Origin of the sequence: Brevibacillus sp. WF146 (assembly GCF_001673705.2) — a bacterium.
Lineage (GTDB): Bacteria > Bacillota > Bacilli > Brevibacillales > Brevibacillaceae > Brevibacillus > Brevibacillus thermoruber.
Window position 1 is genome coordinate 1,541,153 of record NZ_CP109943.1, and the last position, 22,507, is coordinate 1,563,659.

Below are 22,507 nucleotides of genomic sequence, written 5' to 3' on the forward strand. Positions count from 1 at the left end.
TTAAACAGAAGAAAAAGTGCACTCCCGCATATTCTGGAGTGCACGCATAACGTCCCGATATCAGATTTTGAACCGGCCAACCAATTCTTTTAACCTTTCCGACATGTTGCTGAGGTAAGCCGCCGACGCCGTCACCTCTTGAACGGAAGCAAGCTGCTCTTGCGCTGCCGCCGACAGTTCCTGCGAATAGACGAACGACTGCTCCGAAACCTCATTCACCGATTCGATCGATTTAGACACCTGTTCGGTGTAGGCTGCCATATGTCTTGAAGCCGAGGCGACCTCTTCAATCTGGCTTACAACCGTTTGTACGGAAGATTGAATCGCCTCAAAGGACTGACCCGCGAGAAGGACCATGTCCATCCCGTCTTGAACCTCTTTCGTGGCGGTTTCCATCGCTTCGGAGGTTTGCCTGATTTCATTGCGAATCGCCAGCAGATCTTCCTCGATTTGCTTGGAAGAGACAGCCGACTGCTCAGCCAACTTCCGCACTTCGGAGGCTACCACGGCAAAGCCGCGTCCCTGCTCTCCCGCTCTGGCCGCTTCAATCGCGGCATTCAGGGCGAGCAATTTGGTCTGGGAAGAGATATCGCCGATGATCCCGATAATTTCCGTTACCTTTTGCGACCTGCTGCCCAATTCCCGGACGGATTCCGACAATCTGTTCACCGTTTGTTGGATCGAGTTCATCTGCTGCGAAACGGATTGAAGGACTGTATACCCTTCCAACGCTTTGTCAGAAGAAAATTTCGAGCTCTCCGAAGCCGAGGCGACATTGGCCATAATTTGCTGCGAACTGGACAAAATTTCGGCGATCGCTTTCGTGCTTTCTTCCACCGACCGGACCTGCTTCTCGGAACCGGCTGCAAGCGTCTGCGCTGCCTCCGCGATTTGCTCGGATACCTTGTTGTTTTGCTGCGAGTTGGCCGACAGCTGGGAGGAGGAGTCGGCAAGCTGGGTGGCGTTGTCGCGAACGTCTTTAATAATAGAATGGAGCGAATCTGCCATTTGGTTGAAGCTCATGGCCGTTTTGCCGATCTCGTCTTCCCGTGTGATTTCCACGCGTTCCGTCAAGTCGCCTTGGCTGATTTTTCCCGATGCTTCCACCAATTTGTTCAGAGGCCTGATGATCGACATGATAATGAAATAAATCGTGATCGCCCCGATTAGCAGCGCCACGGCGACCACAAGCAGGGTGCGGTTCAGAATTGGTTTGGCCAAGTCCGAAATTTCGCTGGTCGACATGTTCCCGGCCACTTTCCAGCCGGTGACCGGATTCGTCGTATAAATCATTTTCTTAGGTTCGCCCTGGAAGATGTATTCGTAAGAGCCGGAAGCGTTCGGTTCACGGTACATCACTTCGTTATGCGGCGCCGTTGGCGTACCGATCTTGTTCGTAGGGTGCAGCAAAAATTGTTTGTTCTTCGTGTAAATGACGATGTAACCCTTCTGCCCGATATGGACATCTTTCACAAGGTTACGAAGCTCCTCCAGATTGATGTTAAAGCCGACGACAGCCGACTGCCCGGGTACCGCTTTGGCTGCCGTGATCACCAACTCGCCGCCGCTTATCGGGTCGGCATAAGGATCGGTCAGAATGACCGTATCTTTATTCGCCGCCTCTTTATACCAGGGCATTTCCCTGGCGTTAAAGTTGGCGGGGATTTTGGCATCCTTCGAGCCGTGGATGTACGTCCCGTTGTCCATAGCGATGAAAGGCATGCTCGCGCCGGGATGATCGTTCAGAAATTGCTGTAAAATTGCCTGCAAATTCTGGTTCGCATTTTGCTTCATGCTGTCAGCGATTTGCTTGGATAGCGAGTCGAGTTCCTTCTGTCTCGCATCCATCCAATTGTTGATGTATCGGTTGGTTAAAGACACGTTTTCCGTAGCGCTGTCCATCAGCAGCTTCTCGATTTGCGATTGCGATTTGTCGTAGCTCAGCCATCCGATGACAATCCCCGGAATCAACAAGATGAGGAAGGAGAACAGAAACAGTTTGCCGCGTACGCTGGCGAACGAGGACAGGATGCTTTTCCATTTCCAAGATTTGAAGGAGGATGGCTTGGGGTTCCTTTCTACTTTTTTACGTATCATCGATGCATACACTCTCCAATTGTAATCTTTAACTAATAACTCAAGTTTGCGTTGTGTTTGCGGGATGGGTTATCTTCTTTTTTCCTGCCAGGAAATAATTGCTGAGCAGGGCAAGTACAATGATGCATGTCGTAGTCGCGACCAAACCGTCCCATGCGTAACGTGACCATAATAATCCCGGGATGTAAGCGCCGAGACTTCCGCCGACATAGAAGAAGAACAGATACAGGGAAGAAGCGGCGCCCCTGGACCCATTCGCGACATCGGTCACGTAGGCTGTCGTAGCGGACTGGGACGCGAAATTTCCAAACGCGAGAATAGACGCGCCGGCCAGCAGAGCAGGTAACGACGGATGAAGCGTAAGCAGGATGCCTGACGCCCCGATCAGATGCCCGAAGGCCATGGTCGCTCTCCGGCCGATGCGGTCGGAGAAGTACCCCGCCAGCGGAGCGGAAAAGATGCCGAACAGGTAAGTAAAATAAAGCAACGAAATTTGTGTTGCATTGAGATGAAACGAAGCGCCGGAAGCATAGAAGGGCAGATACGTGAAAAAGCCGATAAAAGCGAAAAACTGCGAAAAGCCGATCAAAAAAGTGCCGATCAGCGCCGGATTGCGGAAATGCGCCAGAAACCCGCCGATTGCCCTGTTGGTTTGATTCTGGGAGGCGGGCAAATACCGCCATACGAGAACGGTGACCAATAGGGAAAAGAACCCGGTAGCGATAAAGACGGCATGCCACGAGAACGCTTCGGCGATCGGTCCGGCAATGACACGGCCGACCAACCCGCCGGCTACGGTGGCGCTGACGTAGGCGCCGAGCGCACGGCCGCGCCGGTCGGCCGGAAATTCTTCGGACACGTAGGCGACCAGCACGGCAGTCACTCCGGGGATGCACATGCCGTGCACGACCCGCCAGACCAAAATCCAGGTGAAGGAGTCCGTTATGGCCAGCATGGCGCTCGGAACAATCAGCAGCAGGCAAAAAATCCCGATCGCTTTCTTGCGGTCCCACCGATCAAACAGCGGCGCCAGCGCGAGCGATGAAACCGCGAGCGCGATGATCGTCAGGGAGATCGTCAAGCTGGCTGTTGCGATCGAGATGCCGTACTTATCGGACAGCCACGGCAGCAGCGGCTGAGGCGCGTACAACAAGATGAACACGTTCATGGTGGCCAAAAACATAATGATTTGTCGGCGTGCCATTGATCGGCCTCCTTTTCCCCAAAACGTTATTCAGAAGGCAATCGTCCGATGTAAGCGGAATCCGGATACACCAAACGGCCTTGGGAGGCTTCAATGATATGCGCGCACCAGCCTACCGACCGCGTTAAAGCAAAGGTCGGCGTGAACAGCTCCGGTTCGAAGCCGATCGCATTCATGACGGCAGCCGCATAATACTCCACATTGGTGTACAGCTTTTGGTGAGGTTTATATACGGCCAGCAGATCCTGGGCTGTTTGCTCCACGTGCACGGCCAGATCGAGCCAGGCATCACTGCCTGACAATTCGGTGGCGATGAGCCTTAAAGCTTCGGATCGTGGGTCTTTCGTTTTGTACACGCGGTGTCCGAAGCCCGGCAATCTTCCTCCGCTTTCCAAGCGCCGCTTGATCCACGGCTCAGCGTTATCTTTCGTGCCGATGTCTTTCAGCATGTCCAGCACCAAGGAAGGGGCTCCGCCATGAAGCGGTCCTTTCAAAGCGCCGATGGCTCCGGTGATCGCGGAAACGAGATCCGAACGGGTCGAGGCGATCACGCGGGCGGTAAAGGTGGAGCTGTTCATCCCGTGATCCATCAGCAGGTTCAAATAAGCTTCCAGCGCCTGAACATGGACGGGGGACGGCTCCGTACCCCTCAGCATGTATAAATAGTTAGCGGTATGCCCGAGGTCGGGCCGGGGAGCAACAGGCTCCAGGCCCTTGAGCCGACGGTAGCAATAAGCGATGATCACGGGCAGCTTTATGATGACGGAGGTGGCTTGCTGCAAAGTAGGCGGATATTCCGGGCTATCGATGCTCAGCGCGGAGACAGCGGTACGCAGCATGCTCATCAAGTCGTGCGTTTCGGAAAGGGCGTCGATGACGTTTCGGACGGAAGCGGGGAGCTCCCGTGCGGACGCCCACTTTTCCAGCGTGTCCTTGCGCTCGTCTACGTCCGGCATATTTCCGTGCAGGAGAAGATATGCGACCTCCTCGAAGCTTTTATCGCGGGCCAGATCCCTGGCGTGAAATCCCCGGTACACCAGGTTCCCCTTCTCTGCGTCGACAAGGCTGACCGCGGTTTTGGCGACAACGACATTCTCAAGTCCTTCATTCACAGTCATGGTTCGCTCTCCTGTCTATATCGATGTCCGTTTTATATGGTAAGGCAGGTTATGGCACCATATTGAGGACGCGCAGTGGTTGTTCTTCCCGAGCGCGCCCCAGCATCGCATCGTAGATTTCCCTGCCCATCAAATCCCGGCCAATTAACGATTTCAGCACGTCCGTGCTGCCGTCGGCTATCATCAGGCCGCGCACGTCGCGCAGTTTCTGCTCAAGGCCGTATTCCTTGACGTAGCCCCGGGCGCCATGGATCTGCAGCATGTCGTCGATCGCCTTGTAGGCCGTGGTCGTCGAATACCATTTGGCCATCGAGGCTTCCATTGTATTGGAATGACCGCGGTCCAAAACGTCCAGCGCCTTCAGGCTGAGCAGACTTGCCGTTTCCAGAAGGGTCGCGTGCTCGGCGATTTTGTGCATGACGGACTGAAACCGGCCGATCGGACCGCCGAAGGCCATCCGTTCTTTGGCATACTGCACGCCTTGCTCCAGTGCCTTTCTGGCCGCTCCGACGCAGATGATTCCCATCAGTACCCGCCAATAGCCGAAGTGTTGGTTGAATATCCGGAAGCCTTCCCCTTCCAGACCCAATCGGTTCTCCGCCGGAATCACGACATCGTGAAGCCGGAAGCCGCCATAGGACCAACCTTTCATTCCCATCGGCTCCAGGGCGTATTTCTCGATATTGGGATCGTTCATATCGACAAGGAAGGCGGTCAAGCCTTTCGTTCCGGAACCGTGCTTCGTTTGAGCGAAGACGACGAATACGCCGGCCTCCTCCACACGGCTTACCCATTCCTTGCAGCCCGACAATATGTAATTCGATCCATCTTTGCGAGCGAACGTTTCGATAGCGGCCAGGTCGGAACCGCAGTTCGGTTCCGTCAAACCGACGCCCACCAGTAAATCTCCTTTTATGAGTGAAGGCAAATACCTGCTTTTTTGCTCATGAGTTCCGAATTTGGCGATCATGTTGCCGTGTCCGGCGCCGATGACTTCGCGGGTGTTGACTCCGAATTTGCCGCATTCCTCGTAAAGAAGTCCCATTGTAACGGCGCTCAAACCTTCGCCTCCGTATTCCTTCGGAACATCCAGGCCAATTAGTCCCTGTTTGCCGGACGCTTGGCGAATCTGCCAAGGCAGCTGCTCGCTCTCGCTTTTTAAAGCATTTTCTACATCCAAGTCGATCATGAATTGTCTGACCTTTTCAATCCACATCATTTGGTCTTTTGTCCACTCAAAATTCATAGTACTCCCTCCGATTTTCTGTGTTTTTTAATGTGGAATAAACTGTACGCCAAATGAGTTTGACTTATTTGATTTCGATGAACCTCCTACATTTCACATTTTGAAAATAAAAAAGCCCCCTTTTGCAAAAAAGGGCAGCCGAAAATAGAGCATGTGATATAGAACTAATTCCGGCAGCCCGGCGATCATGGTCGTTATGACTTTAGACCCGTAGCTTTGCGTCCTAACCTTTCGGTTAGTTTGCCCTTAACGTAAATTTTTCCTTTTTGCTAGTTCGATTGTAACGCATTTTCAAAAATTATCATAGACCATTTGCATAAATTTTTATTAACTTATCGTTGGTTTTGAAAGAAGGACAAACGATGTATCACTTCCATTGTCCTAACTTCAGCGGTGAAATCTCAGCAACAAATTATACTCATTTTCAATAAAGGTGGGCATTTTAATTTTTAGACAACATGTTCCGCAAACTTTCTTCAGTAACGATTGCATTAGAGCTGCTGCTTGGAGCCACAGTCAGTTATCAACCCCAAGAAGCAGTCACTTATGACAGTCAAATAGCTAAATTTAGGCCTGGAGTAGGCGGAAGGAGACTCAACCATGGAGATTATCGACTTCTCATCAGAAAAGAACAAGCATGCGATCAAAAAGGGAGTCTTGCGCAGGCTGCCGGATTGTTACGAGTACTGTTTTCTTCCAGACTACGAAATGAAATATGACTCATTTCAAAGCCAGAGCATTCAAATGCTGGAATTCTTCTTCACGTTGTTGGAGCTGAAAAACAAAACATTGTTCGTCTCGGTGCAGTTTCCCTTGTATTATGATACGGACCGGATCCGGGAATTCCTGGAGTACTATACGTTCAGTTACGATGAGAAAGATGAAAAGGGCTATTATGTGAAAAATGCGCTGGAGATCGTTGAAGGTAAGCTATTCAAGGGAAAACCATTGGTCATTGGCCGGCGTGGAAGGAAGAAACTCTATTATGATGTGTCTGCCTTTCTCGAAGTGACGGCGCACTATAACCAATACCACCAGATCGTCCATACGGGACAGGCTGAAATCTTTCCAATGGACAGTTTATTGTCGCCGACTACATGGACGACTACTGTGGTACCATCGGATTTTACAGGAAAACCGATCCCGTCATTCCGGTCAGCTATTACCTGGACAGTGACGCTCCTGTCTACATCCAGCTCGATGAAGGGGCGGACGGCAGTAAAATGTGCGTAGTGGAGCAAAAATATAATCTTGATTCCCTGATCAAAAAGGAAAGAAATCGAATAAGACAGGCCGGAGAAGATGAGGATTCGGATGTTTGTGACAAGGATGACATATTGGATAGAGAGTATCCGATTCCGGAACAATAAAAAATAGGAAAGCGGACTTGCTACCAATCTCTTTACACAGGGTTACGACCAGTCGATACCACTGTGTAAAGGAGTTGATATGGCACGCAATCCACAAACGGGTCGAAGGGAAATGTTGTTTTACCTGCCTGACCCGGAAGCGGGGGCGAATGGTTCCGGCCAGCCGGCCCAACAAGGTTGGCGCAGACATCCGTGACCGTATGCCGGTGATCTTGAGGCAGGAGGCCTATCGCTTGGCAGATTCTTATTCCTGATCGATCGGTTGGCTAATGTGATCTTCGAATGGATCAATATATAAAGATCCATTCGAACTTTTTACGGCATAATTAATCTTCTCGATGGAGAGCCCTCGCTTTCTCACTTGCGATAGGAGCCATTCTTTTGTAATCCCGTTATCTTTCAAGTTGTCCTCAATGATTTGGCCGTCCATGATCAGTTCAATTGGGAAATATTGCCTTATGTTGGGTTTCAGTTTTAAGTCTTTTCGTGTTACCGGTAGGTATTTCGGTTTTCGAAGTACGGAAATTTTTCCATTCAGTTCAAGTACGGCATATTGAACTTCTTCAAGGTTGAAAATATTTTTTTCCCGTAATTCCTGATTTAGCGTATCTAATGTCAGTTTCAATTTTCGCATGTTATTCTCCAAGATTTTTCCGTCTTGGATGAGAACCGTTGGCTGACCTGAAAACCATTTACGGAGCGTTCGGTTTTTCAGTGCTAGATACATGAGGAAATACGCTATGCCGCTGAAAGTGAGCAATGCGGTGATCAACTCCCAGACACTCGTTTGCTTGTTAAATGTCAAATTGGCTGTTATCGCGCCCAATGTAATCGTAGCTACAAAATCGTGATACGTCAGTTGGGCAACCGTCGGTTTTCCAAGCGTACGAGCAATGACCATTATAATAGCAAATGCAAGAACAGATCGAAGAACGATGTCAAAGATATGTGAGTCCATTTCACACCGCCATCATTCGTTATTGTAAACCATTACTATTTTTATCCGTATTTTTTTGTTTTCAATCGAAGAGAAGCATGTCGATTTACGAATGGATGGAGTGGATTCCCAGGATTCCCCCCATCCTTCGTCAAGGGATTCAGGGATTCGACAAGAGCCGGAGCGAATCCGTTACCAGGGTTCTATGCGTATGTGGGTAGTCCATCTGCGCATGGCGGAAACTGTGGCAAAAATCCCGCCGATGACCGTCGCCATTGCCCGAAAATTGGGATCATTCCCTCAAAATCCAATTGCGAAACAAAAAGGGACCCTGTAAACTGAAGACAGAAAGGAGAGCAAGCGCTTTCCCTATTTCCGAATCGAAAAAGAATGATACGAAAGTGGATGAGAAATGAAGACAACCATTTATGACGTTGCGGAGAAAGCGGGCGTGTCCATATCCACGGTTTCCCGCGTGATCAATAATACCGGCCGGATCAGCGCGAAGACGAAGAAACGGGTCCTGGAAGTGATTGAGCAGTTGGGCTACCAGCCCAGCGTGGTCGCATCCGCGTTGACGGGAAAGCGTACGCGTACGATCGGACTCATCATCCCGGACGTTGCCAATCCCTTTTTTGCCGCGGTCGCGCGGAGGGTGGAGGACCGGGGAAGGGAACTGGGCTTTAACCTGTTGATGTGCAACACGGACAACAACCCGGAAACGGAAGACATGTACCTGTCCTTGTTGAAGCAGAAAAGCGTCGACGGCATCATCATCGGCACCACCACGAGAAATCATCGCGTCTTGAAGGAACTGTTGCAGGAGAATCTGCCGGTGGCGCTGATTGCGCAGGACATCCCGGAATTGACGATCGACGTGGTATCTGTCGACGATTATCTGGGGGGGTATCAGGCTGCCTCCCACCTGGTTTCGCTGGGGCACAAACGGATTGCCATCTTGCTGGGAAACATGAATCGAACGAGTGATAAATATCGACTGCAGGCGTTTCGGCAGGTGCTGGAGGACAACGGCTTGGAGCTGGAGGAAGACCTGGTGATCCGGACGGATTATTCGCTGGAGGACGGGAAGCGGGCAGCGCGGGAACTGCTGACGTCACCCAAACGGCCGACAGCGATTTTTGCTTGTTTTGACTTCCTGGCCATTGGCGTCTACCAGGCAGCCAAGGAACTGGGGCTGCACATCCCTGACGATGTGTCTGTTGTCGGATTCGACAACACGATATTGGCGTCCATCGTAGATCCGCCGCTGACGACCATCGCCCAGCCGATTGACGAGATGGGACGTCAGGTGATGGATTTGCTGGTACGTGAAATCGAGGGGGAAAAAAAGACGAAGCAGCGTGTCATTTTACCGCCCGAGCTGATCATTCGCCAGTCCACGAAGGCCATACCGTAGACGGGCCGGCAGTTTTCCGAAAGCATCACGATCCTGACGGACACACGCGCTCTGCCTCTCCTCACGAACGTGCAGGGGATGGCAGAGCGCTTTTTTTGTCACAGATGCGCAAGCGCCATTACTTTTCATTCAATTTTTTATTTTCTAAAAAATATGTTGCAAGGCGCGGGCGGAGGATGTAAAATGAAGACAAATTAGAGAAAGCGCTTGCGCAACCCGCAGCACGGAGTGTCCTGCAGCCATGAGCGCGGTGACATCGCGGCATGATCCATCCGGTCAATCGGTTTCGATCGAGGAGAAAAAACGAGCAGGATGCGATTTGTCATGGAAAAAGTGTAAGCGCTTTCTGATTTGGCGAAATACGGGATAGGTGTGGAGAGAAGGGAGACATGCTGCATGGCGTTGGTGAAGGTTGGCATTTTGGGAGCGGGCGGGATTGCCAAGGTACATGCCTCGATCCTGAAGCGAGATGAACGGGTGGAGATTGTGGGCGTGGCCGACATCTTGGAAGGACGGGCGATGGCCCTGGCGGCTGAGGCGGGGAGGGCGAAAGCGGTCGGAAGCCTGGAAGAGCTGTTTGATCTTGGCGTCGACGCGGTGTATGTCACCACCCCCAATACGCTGCACGTGGAGCCGGTACTTGCGTGTTTGAAACGGAACATCCACGTGTTCTCCGAAAAACCGATGGCCACGTCGTTGGCGGAGGCGGAACAAATCAGAGAGGCGGCGGCATCGTCGAAAGCGGTGTACAATCTGGGGATGAATCGCCGGTATGCGTCCGTGTACAAACGCGTGAAGGAGTGGATTGGCTCCGGCGAGGTCACCCCGTACCTGGCGCATCTCAAAATGAACCGGGGAGAACTGCTGCATCCCGCCTGGACCGCCGACCCGAAGGTTACCGGTGGGTTCCTGTACGAAACGCCTTTTCACCTCATGGACTTGAGCCGTTACTTATTCGGAGAAGTCCAATCGGTCACCTGCGAGGGCAGACAGCATATCTCCGCGTCGGAAATGGACACGTTTGCCATCCTGCTGACGTTTGAATCGGGAACGGTCGCCACGTTTGTCACGTACGCCCACGCCGGTTGGAGCTTTCCGTTCGAGAGCCTGGAGGTGTACGGAACATACGCGACCGTCGCCACACAGGAATTGGAGAAGGTGATGTACGCCCCTGGCTTGAAACAGCCGGCACAGGTCCACGACTACTTCCAACTGCCGATGGAGGAGAAGTGGGGGTACGCGGAGGAAGATCGGCTGTTCATTGACGCGATTGTCCATGGGACGAAACCGCCCGTGACAGCGGAAGACGGATTTCGTTCGATTCAACTGCTGGAAGCCGTGTATGAAAGCGCCAAAACGGGCAAGCGCATCGATTTTCGCCAAGCGGCACGTTAACCATGACAGGGGACGGGAAGGGAGTGGCGGAAGGCTGTGAACAAGAAGCAGGTTCGGGTCGGAATGGTTGGGTACAAGTTTATGGGCAAAGCCCACAGTCATGCGTTTCGGGATCTCCCGTTCTATTTCGATACAGAGGCGGTTCCAGTCCTGCAGGCGATCGCCGGGCGCGATGCAGCGGGGGTCCGAGAGGCGGCGGAAAAGATGGGCTGGGCCTCCTGGGAAACGGATTGGCGCCGTCTGATCGAACGGGACGATATTGATCTGATCGCCATCGTCACCCCCAACAACACGCATGCGGAGATTGCGATAGCGGCGGCGCAGGCGGGCAAGCACGTAATCTGTGAAAAGCCGCTGGCGCTCACCGTCGGGCAGGCCCTGCACATGCTGGAAGCGGTCAAGAAAGCCGGTGTCGTCCACATGGTCTGTCACAATTATCGGTTGGGCGTGTTCGAAGCCACCCGTTCCAGCAGAGGGAACCGCGCGGGAAACCGGTTTGAAATCAATGGGGAAAAAGGCTCGATTCGCTGGGACATGGAGAATCTGAACCACCTGCAGGTGTATCTGGAAGAGGACGAACCCGGCTTGCAGGGATTCCGCACCATTTCCTGCACGGAGGTGGAGCATCCGTTTGCGGCAGCGTACTGGCCTGCCGGTCACATCATCGGGTATGAGCACACGTTTATCAACTTGTTGGCAGAAATGATGAACGGCATTTCCACAGGAGTCAGTCCGTCTCCCAACTTCGAAGACGGCGTACGCAACCAGATCGTGCTGGAGGCGGTTGAACAATCCGTCCAAACCGGACAATGGGTTAAATTGCCTGAATATACAGGTAATTTACCGAGTTTCAAGGAACAAAGCATGCGCTGAAAAACGGCATCCCCGGAAGAAAGCGCTTACTCCACTACTCCACACGGAAAGGTGCGTGGTTCCATGACGATTCGCTGTGCGGTTCTGGGGTTGGGCCGCCTGGGTTATCACCATGCGAAAAATATCGCCACCCATCAAGTGAGCGGGGCCCAACTGGTGAGTGTTGCCGACCCGATGGAGGGACGGTCGGAACAGGTTGCAAGAGAATTGGGCCTGGAAACATGGACGAAGAATCCGGATGAAGTATTTGCGGATCCCGATGTCGATGCGGTCATTATCGTGACGCCGACCAGCACCCATGCCGACATGATCAAACAGGCGGCGAAACACGGCAAGCCCATGTTTGTGGAAAAGCCGCTCACGCAGCATATCGAAGAGGCGGACGAGATCATCCAAACCATCAAGGAGAGTGGGGTGATCTGCCAGGTGGGCTTTATGAGACGGTTCGACCCGGCCTATGCCGAGGCAAAACGAAGGATTGACGCAGGGGATATTGGAAAACCCCTCTACTTCAAAGGGATTACCCGTGACGCCGGTTCACCTCCCGCCGCGTTTATCAAGCACAGCGGGCGGATGTTTCTGGATGTATCGATTCATGATTATGACATGGCGCGATATCTGATGGGGGCGGAAATCAGCGCGGTTTCCGCACACGGGAGAGTGCTGCTTCATCCGTTCATGGAAGAATTCAACGATGTGGATCAGGCGATCACGTATGTCGAATTTGACTCCGGTGCAGCGGGGGATATCGAGGCCAGCCGAAACTCGCCCTACGGTCACGACATCCGGACGGAAATTATTGGCACGGAAGGATCGCTGTTTATTGGAACTCTTCGCAACCAGCATGTGACGTACCTGAACCACAAGGGAAGCCACTACGAGATCATCCCCGATTTCCAGACCCGCTTTCACGATGCCTACCGATTGGAACTGGTTCATTTCATCCACTGTGTCCAACACAAGCAAACGCCATGCGTTACGGAAGCAGACGGCAGACGCAATTTGCAAATCGCCATCGCCGCCACCGAATCATTTGACAGCGGGAAAAAAGTCAAGATAAGAGGGGGGAAGTCCGGGATAAACGAGCGGATCGGGTTTTCCTGTCAGTGAAGGAAATTGGCGTGCAAACAGGCAGGGTCACCTGCAAATAAGGAGGGGTCCATTCATGAGGAAACTAAAGAAGGGTGCATGGTGGATGATTGTATGCCTTGTGACTGTCTTGGTTGTGGGGTGCGGCGCCAAGCAGGAGACAGCGCAGCAGGGAACCTCTGGAAAGAAGGACAAGATTGTGATCGGCGCAGCGCTTCCCGACTTTGATGACAAGTGGTTGAGCTACCTGCAGGATGGAATGAAACAGTATGAAAAAACGCAGGAAAATGTGGAAGTCATTTACGTCGATGCGATGAATGACGCCAGCAAGCAGCTCTCCCAGGTGGAGAACTTCATCCAGCAGAAAGTGGATGCGATCGTGCTGATCCCCGTCGACACCACCTCCGCGCCCAATCTGGTCGAAAAAGCAAACCAGGCCAATCTGCCGATCGTGGTCGTGAACCGACAATACGACGGGGTGGAAGCAGCTACCGCCTACGTGGGGTCCGAGTCCATCAAGGCTGGTCTCATGGAAATGGAGGAAGTGGCAAAACTGCTTGGCGGAAAAGGGAACATCGCGATCATGAATGGCCAGATGGGTCATGAGGCGCAAATCAAGCGAACGGAAGGGAACAAGCAGGTCATTGAAAAGTATCCGGACATGAAGGTGGTCTTGGAAGGAACGGGAGAATGGGATCGGGCGAAAGGCATGGCCTTGATGGAAAACTGGCTCCAGTCCGGAAAGAAAATTGATGCCGTCGTGTCCAACAATGATGAGATGGCGATCGGCGCGATCATGGCGCTCGAAGCGGCAGGAAAACTGAAAGACGTTGTCGTGGCGGGCGTCGATGCCACACCGGATGCGTTGGAATACGTAAAAGCCGGAAAATTGCAGGTGACCGTTTTTCAAAATGCGACCGGACAGGGACAAGGCGGACTGGAAGTGGCGATCAAAGCCGCGAAAGGCGAAAAGGTGGAAAAGTTCAACTGGATTCCGTACGAACTGGTAACCAGGGAGAACGTGGACGAGTACGTGAAAAAATGGCAGTAAAGCGGGGGAGGCGTCATGCATAGCACGTACATCCTGGAAATGGAGAATATTTCAAAGGAATTTCCGGGAGTGAAAGCTCTGGACCGCGTACAGCTCAAGGTGAGGAAAGGGACTGTACACGCCTTGCTGGGAGAGAATGGTGCGGGCAAATCAACGTTGATGAAAATATTGATCGGGATGTACAGCCCGGACAGCGGGGTCATTACCTTTGACGGGGAAGAGCTGAAGCTGTCCCATGTCAAACACGCGCTCGACAAAGGGATCTCGATGATACACCAAGAGCTCAGCCCGATCCCCTACATGACGGTCGCCGAAAACATTTTTTTGGGAAGAGAGCCCAGTTACGGTTTTACGGGGTGGGTGAAAGAAAGGGAGCTGGAGGAAAACACGAGAAGGCTGTTTGAGCGGCTGGAGATTGACATCGACCCGCGAGCAAAGATGGTTGACCTCAGCATTGCCCATACGCAAATGGTCGAGATCGCCAAGGCGATTTCCCGCCAATCCAAGCTCATCATCATGGACGAACCGACCTCCGCGATCACCGAAAAAGAAGTCCAACATCTCTTTGCCATCATTCGATCGCTGAAAAAAGAGGGCGTGTCCATCATTTACATTACGCACAAAATGGAAGAACTGGCGCAAATCACGGACGAGATTACGGTATTGCGCGATGGAAAGTACGTGGGCACAAAACCGAGTGATCGCATCACCAAAGATCACTTGATCGAAATGATGGTCGGACGGGAACTGCATCACGTGTTTCAGAAAAAGCGTGCGGAAATCGGAGACGTTGTGCTGGCAGTCAACCATCTGACCAGAAAGGGGAAATTCGAGGACGTCAGTTTTGAAGTTCGCCGAGGAGAGGTTGTCGGCTTTGCGGGGTTGATGGGTTCCGGCCGAACGGAGGTAATGGAAAGCGTATTCGGGATTGTTCCTCCCGATTCGGGTGACATTGTGGTGAAAGGCGAGAAAACGGTGATTCGTTCGCCGCGCGATGCGATTCGGTGCGGGATGGGATTTTTGACAGAGGATCGAAAGGGAACGGGCTTGTTCCTCCCGCTCTCGGTGCAGGACAACATGATTGCCGTGAACATCGACCGCTACACAACCTGTGGATTTCTCGATACCAGGCGGATCCAGGCCGATTGTCGGCAGCAGTGTGATCAACTGGCCATCAAGACGCCGGGCCTGCATCAAACGATCAAGTATCTGAGCGGCGGAAATCAGCAAAAAGCGCTGCTTGCCCGGTGGCTGCTTCACGATCCCGACATCTTGATCCTGGATGAGCCGACACGCGGGATTGATGTGGGGGCCAAATCTGAAATCTACCAACTGATTGCGGATCTGGCCAAAAAAGGCAAAGCCATCGTGGTGATTTCCTCCGAGCTTCCGGAAATTTTGGGCGTGAGCGACCGGGTCATCGTGATGCACGAAGGACGAAAAATGGGGGAATTGCGCCGAGAGGAGGCGACCCAGGAAAAAATCATGCAGTTGGCGACCGGAGAGCTGATCGCCAGCTAGATTCATACAAGTCTGGGGGACGTGCGGATGAACAGTGAAGTGACGATCGCAAACAAACCAAAAAAGTCCGAAGCAGCCGGGAAACGCCACTGGAAAGAAACGGCCTTCCGCATCTTCGGGCGATACGGGATGCTTTTCATTCTGATCGCGTTGATCCTGGTGATGTCGATTCTGTCGCCCACCTTCTTTACGTCCGGCAATTTGCTGAATATCGTGAGGCAGATGTCGATCGTCGGCATTGTGGCGATTGGCGTCACGATGGTCATTATCACCACGGGGATCGACCTTTCATCCGGTTCGGTGATCGCTCTCGTGTCCGTGGCAGTCGCCACCTTCGCGCATCCGGACAGCTATCCGCTCGTGGTACCGATCGCCATCGGACTGGGAATCGGGCTTCTTGCGGGAGTCATCAACGGAACGATTATTGCCAAAGGCAAAATTGCGCCGTTTATCGTCACTCTGGGGATGATGACCGGGGCGAGAGGGGCGGCGCTGCTCTTCAGTGACGGAAGGCCGATCGGGAATCTATCGGATTCCTTCAAGTTCATCGGCCAAGGGGCTGTTTTCGGGATACCGATTCCCATTCTCATTTTTGCGCTGGTCGGTCTGGTTTCCTATCTCCTGCTAACCAAAACCAAATTCGGCAAATACGTCTATGCGATGGGCGGGAATGAACAAGCGGCGAAGATCGCGGGGATCCCGGTCGACAGGTATAAAATCATGATTTACGCGTACGCCGGTTTGCTGTCTTCGATCGCGGGGATCATCCTGACGTCCCGGATCGCGTCCGGTCAGCCGACGGCAGGCGTCATGTATGAACTGGACGCGATCGCCGCAGCGGTGATTGGCGGTACCAGCCTTTCCGGCGGGATCGGAACGATTGGCGGCACCATTATCGGGGCGCTCATCATCGGCGTGATGAACAACGGTCTCGACCTGCTCAACGTATCCTCGTACTGGCAGCAGATCTTGAAGGGCGCGATCATTGTCACGGCTGTCTTTCTCGATGCCCGGAAAAACAAAAAATCCTGAAACGGAACCGGGGAGGATGTATGAAAGTAGCGTTTAACCAGGCGACCACCATGAAATACTCGACGCTTCAAAACGATCTGGAGCTGTGTGAAACGTACGGGTATGACTTCATCGAAATCAGGCTGGATAAGCTAAGGGACTATTTGCGGGAACATACGGCAGAAGATTTGAAATCCTTCTTCGACACGCACAGAATCAAGCCCTACGCCTTTAATGCATTGGAGTTTGTCACGTTCAGAGACAAGGCCGGGTATCAACAAATCATCGATGACTTGCAATTCCTGTGTCAGATGGGCAAAGCCCTCGCCTGCAGCACCATTGTCGTTGTTCCCACCTTTGACATTGGAGACTATACCCGCTCACAGATTAAGGAGGAAACCGCAAGAGTCCTGCACGAGCTGGCAGAGCTGGCTCAACCGTACGGCACCCGATTAGCCCTGGAGTTTTGCGGATATCCGAACTGTTCGGTCAATACGTTTGATCAAGCGTATGACATTGTAAAAGAAGTGAACAGAGACAATGTGGGAATCGTGCTGGATTGCTTTCACTTCCACGCGATGAACTCCCGCATACAGGACCTGCAAAACGCAGACCCGACGAAATTGTTTGTGGTTCATATCGATGACTGTGAAGATCTGCCTGTTGGCGCATTGCGGGATCATCACAGGGTATGGCCGGGAGAAGGCGCCATCGATCTGGAATCCATCCTCAGTACCTTGCGAGAGATCGGCTATCGGGACATGGTGTCGATCGAACTGTTTCGCCCGGAATACTGGGAATGGGATGTGGAGAGAACGATACAAGTGGCGAAAGAAACGACGGAAAACATCGTGCGCAAATACTTCGAAATCGGATGAGTTCCGGCAGAATGCGCAACACCAGAGTAAAGGTGGGACACGAACGGGATGAAGACGAGGAAAGTGACAACGGCGCAAGCGTTGGTAGCCTTTTTGCAGCAGCAGTATGTTGAATGGGACGACAGGCAGGAGCGGTTGGTAAAGGGGATCTTCACCATTTTTGGCCACGGGAATGTACTGGGTCTTGGCCAGGCGCTGGAAGAAGATGCGGGAGAGCTGGAAGTGTACCAGGGACGAAATGAGCAGGGCATGGCACACGCTGCGGTGGCGTTCGCCAAGCAAAAGCACCGCCGGCAAATCATGGCATGCACGTCGTCCGTTGGTCCCGGAGCGGCCAACATGATTACAGCCGCTGCGACGGCTACCGCCAATCAGATACCGGTCTTGCTTTTGCCGGGCGATACGTTTGCCACCAGGCAGCCGGACCCCGTTCTGCAGCAGATTGAACACGGCCATGACTTGACCCTCACCACCAATGACGCCTTCCGCGCTGTCAGCAAATACTGGGATCGGGTAAACCGGCCGGAACAATTGATGACCGCCATGATCAACGCCATGCGCGTGCTCACCGATCCGGCCGATACCGGGGCCGTAACCATTTGCCTCCCCCAGGATGTACAGGGAGAAGTCTATGACTTTCCCGAGTATTTTTTCCAAAAGCGCGTCCATCGGATTGACCGCCGCGTCCCGAGCGAATCGGCGCTGAACGATGCGGTGGACCTGCTGCGAAATAAGAAAAAGCCGATCATCATCTGCGGCGGGGGTGTTCGTTACGCCGACGCGGCCGATGTGCTGCGGCGCTTTTCCGAGAAGTTTCACATCCCGTACGGGGAGACGCAGGCCGGGAAAAGTGCGGTGGACAGCGGTCATGCGTACAATCTGGGAGGCATTGGCGTGACCGGAAACCTGGCGGCCAATCTGATCGCCAAAGAGGCGGATGTCGTAATCGGGATCGGCACCAGGTTTACCGACTTTACGACGGGCTCCAAGCGCTTGTTTCAGCATCCGGAAGTGGATGTGGTCACCATCAACGTTTCCGATTACCACGCGAGCAAGCTGGACGCGGTGAAAATCGTGGCTGACGCCAAATTGGCCCTCCTTGCGCTGGAAGCAGAACTGGAACGGATCGGATACCGATCCGGGTACACGGATGAGATCGAAAAGGCCAAACAGGCGTGGAAAGCAGAGCGGGACCGCCTGCGCCGCGTTCAGTACCGAAAGGAGGGGTTCAAGCCGGAAGTGGCCGGCCAGCTTGATGAGGTGCTGCCCGAATTTGCGGACACCTTTCAATCCTGCCTCACGCAAACCGAAGTGATCGGCCTGGTGAACGCCCTGATTGAGGAGGACGCGATTATCGTCGGGGCATCGGGAAGCCTCCCCGGCGACCTGCAGCGATTGTGGGAATGCCGCCGGCCGAACACCTACCACATGGAATACGGCTACTCCTGCATGGGATATGAAATAGCCGGGGCGCTCGGCGTCAAAATGGCGGAACCGGACAAGGAAGTCTATGCCATGGTGGGGGACGGCAGCTACCTGATGCTGCATTCCGAATTGGTGACGAGCATCCAGGAAGGCAAAAAAATCAATGTGCTGCTGTTTGACAACGCCTCGTTCGGGTGCATCAACAACCTGCAAATGGGAAACGGCATGGGCAGCTTCGGAACGGAATTCCGATATCGGAACCCGGAAACCGGCCGCTTGGACGGCGGCCTGATGACCGTTGATTTCGCCCAAAGCGCCGCCGGATACGGCGTGAAAACATACCGGGTTCGGACGACGGATGAACTCCGGGCAGCCATCGCGGACGCGAAACGGCAAACCGTGTCGACCTTGATCGACATCAAGGTGCTGCCGAAGACGATGACCGGCGGGTATGAATCATGGTGGCATGTCGGCATCGCGGGGGCTTCGCACAATCCCAGGGTGAGAGCGGCTTATCGGGAAAAGGAAGAGAACCTAAAACACGCACGACAATACTAATCCAGAACAGGGGTGTATGAGATGAGGCAAACCAATCCCTTCCGGATCGGAATCGCCCCCATCGGCTGGGTCAATGACGATATTCCCGGCCTCGGCGACCACTACACGCAGGATCAGGTCTTGTCCGAAATGTCTGCTCTCGGGTATGTTTCCACCGAAATGGGGCGCCTTTTCATGCAGGATCCTTCGACGCTGAAGGCCAAACTGGACGCGTATGGCATACAGCTTGCCAGCAAATTTGTGGGGACGCTGTTTTCGGACGCCGACCGCCTGGAAGAGGAACTGCAGGCCTTTGGCACATGGGTGCGGTACCTGAAGGAAATGGGCTGCGAGCATGTGATCGCATGCGAGATGGGCGGGTCGATGCATTGGGATCCCCGGCGTTCGCCGGACGACATAGCGATCCACAAACTGACGGAAGACCAATGGGAATCGCTGGTGGAGGGGCTGCATCGGGCGGCCCGGCTGTGCCGGGCACACGGCATGAAGCTCGTCTATCATTACCACGCCGGCACTGTGGTGGAAACGGCGGACGAGATCGATCGGATCATGGCGCTGACGGATCCGGCCCTGGTGCATTTGCTGTACGACACCGGGCATGCGCTGTACGGAGGATACGATCCGCTGGAACTGCTGCAAAACCATGGGGACCGGATCCAATACGTCCATTTGAAAGATGTCCGCCGGGATGTTCTGGAGCACGTCCGGCAGCAGAACATCGATTTTCGCAGTGCGGTGAAGAAGGGAATGTTCACGGTGCCGGGCGATGGATGCATTGACTTTGCGCCGATCATAGAGAAGCTGATGGAAAACAACTACACGGGCTGGCTGATTGTCGAAGCGGAACAGGACCCGGCCGCCGCTCATCCCTACACCTATGCGCAACGGGCGAAGGACTATCTCGAGGCAACCATCCGGGCAGTCAAAGCGGTGAACCAAGAATAGGAGGGGGGGAGAAGATGAGTACGTTGATTGTTCCCGGTTCCCGACCGGACGAAGAAGGGAAGGTGCTATGCGTTACTCCGGAATCGGCAGGGTGGAGGTACGTCGGATTCGACGTGTACGCGCTGCCAAAAGGGCAGACCTTGAAAAGGCAAACCGGCGATCGGGAAGTGTGCATCGTTCTGTTGACGGGCATCGCCCATGTCACCACCGGCCGCGCAGCGTGGGAAAGCATCGGCCAGCGCATGGATGTATTTGAAAAAATCCCGCCTTATTCCGTCTATGTCCCCCCGGGCGATTCCTATGAAGTGGAAGCCGTAACGGATGTTGAACTGGCGGTCTGTCTGGCTCCGGGAAAGGGAACGTACCCCGCCCGCCTGATTCCTCCCGCAGACGTCGGCGTTGAGCAGCGGGGAGCGGGCAACATCGAGAGAAGAATTCACAACATTCTGCCGGAACAACAACCGGCGGACAGCTTGCTAGTGGTCGAAGTGTTCACACCGGAAGGACACTGGTCCAGCTATCCTCCGCACAAGCATGATCAGGACAATCTGCCTCATGAATCCCATCTGGAGGAAACGTATTATTACAAAATCCATCCCGGTCACGGCTTCGCCGTACAGCGCGTGTACACGGACGACCGTTCGCTGGACGAGACGCTGATCGTGCACAGCGGTGATGCGGTATTGGTTCCCAAAGGCTACCACCCCGTTTCCGCCCCGCCCGGCTATGACGTCTACTATTTGAACGTCATGGCGGGACCGGTTCGCACGTGGAAGTTTCGGAACGATCCGGCCCACGAGTGGGTGATGGCAAGCAAACAGGCCGGCCGGTAGGGTTGGAAGGGAAGGGGATGTGACCATGAACAATCTGACGTTTGACAGCCGCAAACCGACGGATTTCATCGCAATCGGCAGGCTGTGCATCGATTTGAATGCCAATGAAATCAACCGCCCGATGGAAGAAACGCTGACCTTCACCAAATATGTGGGCGGCTCCCCGGCCAACATCGCCATCGGCTTGTCCCGGTTGGGAATGAAAACGGGGTTTATCGGACGGGTGGCGGACGATCAGATGGGGCGGTTTATCGTCGGCTACCTGGAACAAAATCAGATTGACACCTCCCAGGTGATCATCGACCAATCGGGCAGCGTAACCGGGCTCGCCTTTACCGAAATCAAGAGCCCGACCGAATGCAGCATCCTGATGTACCGGGATAATGCGGCGGATTTGCGGCTGGAACCGAACGACGTGAACGAAGAGGCGATCAGGAATGCCAAAGCGATCTTGATCTCCGGTACGGCGCTGGCGAAAAGCCCGTCGCGTGAAGCGGTGTTTCTCGCCCTGGACTATGCGAGAAGGCACGGCGTCGTGACGTTTTTTGATCTCGACTACCGTCCGTACACGTGGACCTCTCCGGAAGAAACGGCGATCTACTACAAGCTGGCCGCCGAAAAGTGCGACGTCATTTTCGGCACCCGGGAAGAATTCGACAGGATGGAGCGCTTCGATCGCAACGACCGTCACGATGACGCCGTCACGGCGAGAAGGTGGTTTGACTGCCGGGCCAGGATCGTCTTGATCAAACACGGAAAAGACGGTTCCATCGCGTACACCAACGACGGCCAGTGTTTTGCAGGGACGATTTTTCCGGCGAAGGTGGTCAAGACGTTTGGGGCGGGAGACGCCTATGCAGCCGCTGTGATCTACGGGCTGATGCAGGGATGGGACATTCCGAAAGCAATAGAATACGGCGCTGCCGCCGCCGCGATTGTCATTTCCTCCCACAGCTGCTCGGAGGCGATGCCGACGGTGGAGCAGATCGAACGCTATATCCGGAAGTGCCGGAGCGGGGAAGGAGAATGAGGTTGGTTTCCATGAAACAGATGCTGCGCTGGTCGGTCATTTCAACCTGAACAACCTGGAATTCACGCAAGCGATCCTGCAGGCTGCGGAAGAGGAGCGATCTCCTGTCATTCTGGCCGTGAGTCCCGGATATCCAGACAGCCATCTCCCTGGGGACGGCCAAAATCAACGTGAACACCGAGAATCAGATGGCTTGTACCGAAGCGATTCGCCGTGCCCTGGAAGACGATCCGAAGCTGTACGATCCGCGAATCTATTTGGGGCGGGCAAGAGAGGCAGTCAGGGAGACGGTGAAGCGGAACATGCGCGCATTCGGGTCTTCGGGAAAAGCGGATTGTCACAAGTGGTAAAGCGGATGGCGCAGGATTCACGAGCAAGAGACCGATACATGTTTCGGGCGGTTTCGTTTTTGTTTTGGGTTTCGCATTTTTTCTATGTTCCCATTCTGTCTCCCTACCTGGAATCGTTGGGGGGCACGTATGCGTGGATCGGTCTGGTGTTGAGCAGCT

At 53.8% G+C, this 22,507-nt stretch carries 18 protein-coding genes, 1 pseudogene and 1 riboswitch; of the genes and pseudogenes, 14 read left to right on the forward strand and 5 right to left on the reverse strand.

What is annotated here, in order from left to right; all coding sequences use genetic code 11:
• Nucleotides 1-60 precede the first annotated feature (60 nt).
• The 4 genes from A6764_RS07525 to A6764_RS07540 are packed head-to-tail and all read right to left on the reverse strand — an operon-like array spanning nt 61 to nt 5,665.
• A complete protein-coding gene (locus tag A6764_RS07525) occupies nt 61-2,097 on the reverse strand; it encodes a methyl-accepting chemotaxis protein (RefSeq protein WP_083989776.1) in 2,037 nt (678 codons plus the stop codon).
• 40 nt (nt 2,098-2,137) lie between these two features.
• Nucleotides 2,138-3,301 carry an MFS transporter gene (locus tag A6764_RS07530; protein ID WP_413541974.1) on the reverse strand — a complete coding sequence of 388 codons (1,164 nt, stop codon included), beginning with the start codon at nt 3,299-3,301 and terminating at the stop codon, nt 2,138-2,140.
• A 26-nt stretch (nt 3,302-3,327) separates the two neighbouring features.
• A complete protein-coding gene (locus A6764_RS07535; RefSeq protein WP_065066910.1) occupies nt 3,328-4,419 on the reverse strand; it encodes a citrate synthase/methylcitrate synthase in 1,092 nt (363 codons plus the stop codon).
• Between the two features lie 49 nt (nt 4,420-4,468).
• On the reverse strand, nt 4,469-5,665 hold the full coding sequence (locus A6764_RS07540) for an acyl-CoA dehydrogenase family protein (protein WP_065066909.1): 1,197 nt from the start codon (nt 5,663-5,665) through the stop codon (nt 4,469-4,471).
• Nucleotides 5,666-5,834: 169 nt separating this feature from the next.
• Nucleotides 5,835-5,920, reverse strand: a riboswitch (cyclic di-GMP riboswitch).
• A 345-nt stretch (nt 5,921-6,265) separates the two neighbouring features.
• Here A6764_RS07540 and A6764_RS07545 point away from each other — a divergent pair.
• Nucleotides 6,266-6,898 carry a hypothetical protein gene (locus A6764_RS07545; RefSeq protein ID WP_065066908.1) on the forward strand — a complete coding sequence of 211 codons (633 nt, stop codon included), beginning with the start codon at nt 6,266-6,268 and terminating at the stop codon, nt 6,896-6,898.
• Nucleotides 6,899-7,279: 381 nt separating this feature from the next.
• On the opposite strand, the gene A6764_RS07550 is transcribed toward A6764_RS07545, so the two are convergent.
• On the reverse strand, nt 7,280-7,993 hold the full coding sequence (locus A6764_RS07550; RefSeq protein WP_065066907.1) for a DUF421 domain-containing protein: 714 nt from the start codon (nt 7,991-7,993) through the stop codon (nt 7,280-7,282).
• 391 nt (nt 7,994-8,384) lie between these two features.
• Here A6764_RS07550 and A6764_RS07555 point away from each other — a divergent pair, with 391 nt between their 5' ends.
• The 13 genes and pseudogenes from A6764_RS07555 to A6764_RS07615 all read left to right on the forward strand — a co-directional run.
• Complete coding sequence (locus A6764_RS07555; protein WP_035295358.1) at nt 8,385-9,389, forward strand: LacI family DNA-binding transcriptional regulator; 1,005 nt, start codon at nt 8,385-8,387, stop codon at nt 9,387-9,389.
• 396 nt (nt 9,390-9,785) lie between these two features.
• Complete coding sequence (locus A6764_RS07560; protein WP_044897864.1) at nt 9,786-10,784, forward strand: Gfo/Idh/MocA family protein; 999 nt, start codon at nt 9,786-9,788, stop codon at nt 10,782-10,784.
• Nucleotides 10,785-10,820: 36 nt separating this feature from the next.
• On the forward strand, nt 10,821-11,657 hold the full coding sequence (locus tag A6764_RS07565) for a Gfo/Idh/MocA family protein (RefSeq protein ID WP_065066906.1): 837 nt from the start codon (nt 10,821-10,823) through the stop codon (nt 11,655-11,657).
• A 63-nt stretch (nt 11,658-11,720) separates the two neighbouring features.
• Nucleotides 11,721-12,767 carry a Gfo/Idh/MocA family oxidoreductase gene (locus tag A6764_RS07570; protein WP_065066905.1) on the forward strand — a complete coding sequence of 349 codons (1,047 nt, stop codon included), beginning with the start codon at nt 11,721-11,723 and terminating at the stop codon, nt 12,765-12,767.
• A 55-nt stretch (nt 12,768-12,822) separates the two neighbouring features.
• Complete coding sequence (locus tag A6764_RS07575; protein ID WP_065066904.1) at nt 12,823-13,797, forward strand: sugar ABC transporter substrate-binding protein; 975 nt, start codon at nt 12,823-12,825, stop codon at nt 13,795-13,797.
• Between the two features lie 15 nt (nt 13,798-13,812).
• A complete protein-coding gene (locus A6764_RS07580; protein WP_065066903.1) occupies nt 13,813-15,318 on the forward strand; it encodes a sugar ABC transporter ATP-binding protein in 1,506 nt (501 codons plus the stop codon).
• Nucleotides 15,319-15,345: 27 nt separating this feature from the next.
• Nucleotides 15,346-16,350 (forward strand): ABC transporter permease, encoded by a 1,005-nt coding sequence (locus A6764_RS07585; protein WP_065066902.1) that lies wholly within the window; start codon nt 15,346-15,348, stop codon nt 16,348-16,350.
• Between the two features lie 20 nt (nt 16,351-16,370).
• Nucleotides 16,371-17,207: a sugar phosphate isomerase/epimerase family protein gene (locus A6764_RS07590; protein WP_065066901.1), complete on the forward strand. Its 837-nt coding sequence runs from the start codon at nt 16,371-16,373 to the stop codon at nt 17,205-17,207.
• Nucleotides 17,208-17,255: 48 nt separating this feature from the next.
• Nucleotides 17,256-19,190 carry a 3D-(3,5/4)-trihydroxycyclohexane-1,2-dione acylhydrolase (decyclizing) gene (gene iolD, locus A6764_RS07595; RefSeq protein ID WP_065066900.1) on the forward strand — a complete coding sequence of 645 codons (1,935 nt, stop codon included), beginning with the start codon at nt 17,256-17,258 and terminating at the stop codon, nt 19,188-19,190.
• 21 nt (nt 19,191-19,211) lie between these two features.
• On the forward strand, nt 19,212-20,135 hold the full coding sequence (iolE, locus tag A6764_RS07600; RefSeq protein ID WP_065066899.1) for a myo-inosose-2 dehydratase: 924 nt from the start codon (nt 19,212-19,214) through the stop codon (nt 20,133-20,135).
• 14 nt (nt 20,136-20,149) lie between these two features.
• The gene (gene iolB, locus A6764_RS07605) at nt 20,150-20,968 is read left to right on the forward strand and encodes a 5-deoxy-glucuronate isomerase (protein ID WP_065066898.1); all 819 of its coding nucleotides are present in this window, start codon (nt 20,150-20,152) and stop codon (nt 20,966-20,968) included.
• A gap of 25 nt (nt 20,969-20,993) precedes the next feature.
• Complete coding sequence (gene iolC, locus A6764_RS07610; protein ID WP_065066897.1) at nt 20,994-21,998, forward strand: 5-dehydro-2-deoxygluconokinase; 1,005 nt, start codon at nt 20,994-20,996, stop codon at nt 21,996-21,998.
• Between the two features lie 128 nt (nt 21,999-22,126).
• Nucleotides 22,127-22,348 (forward strand): annotated as a pseudogene (locus tag A6764_RS07615) (class II fructose-bisphosphate aldolase); the annotation flags it as partial.
• Nucleotides 22,349-22,507: the final 159 nt, after the last annotated feature.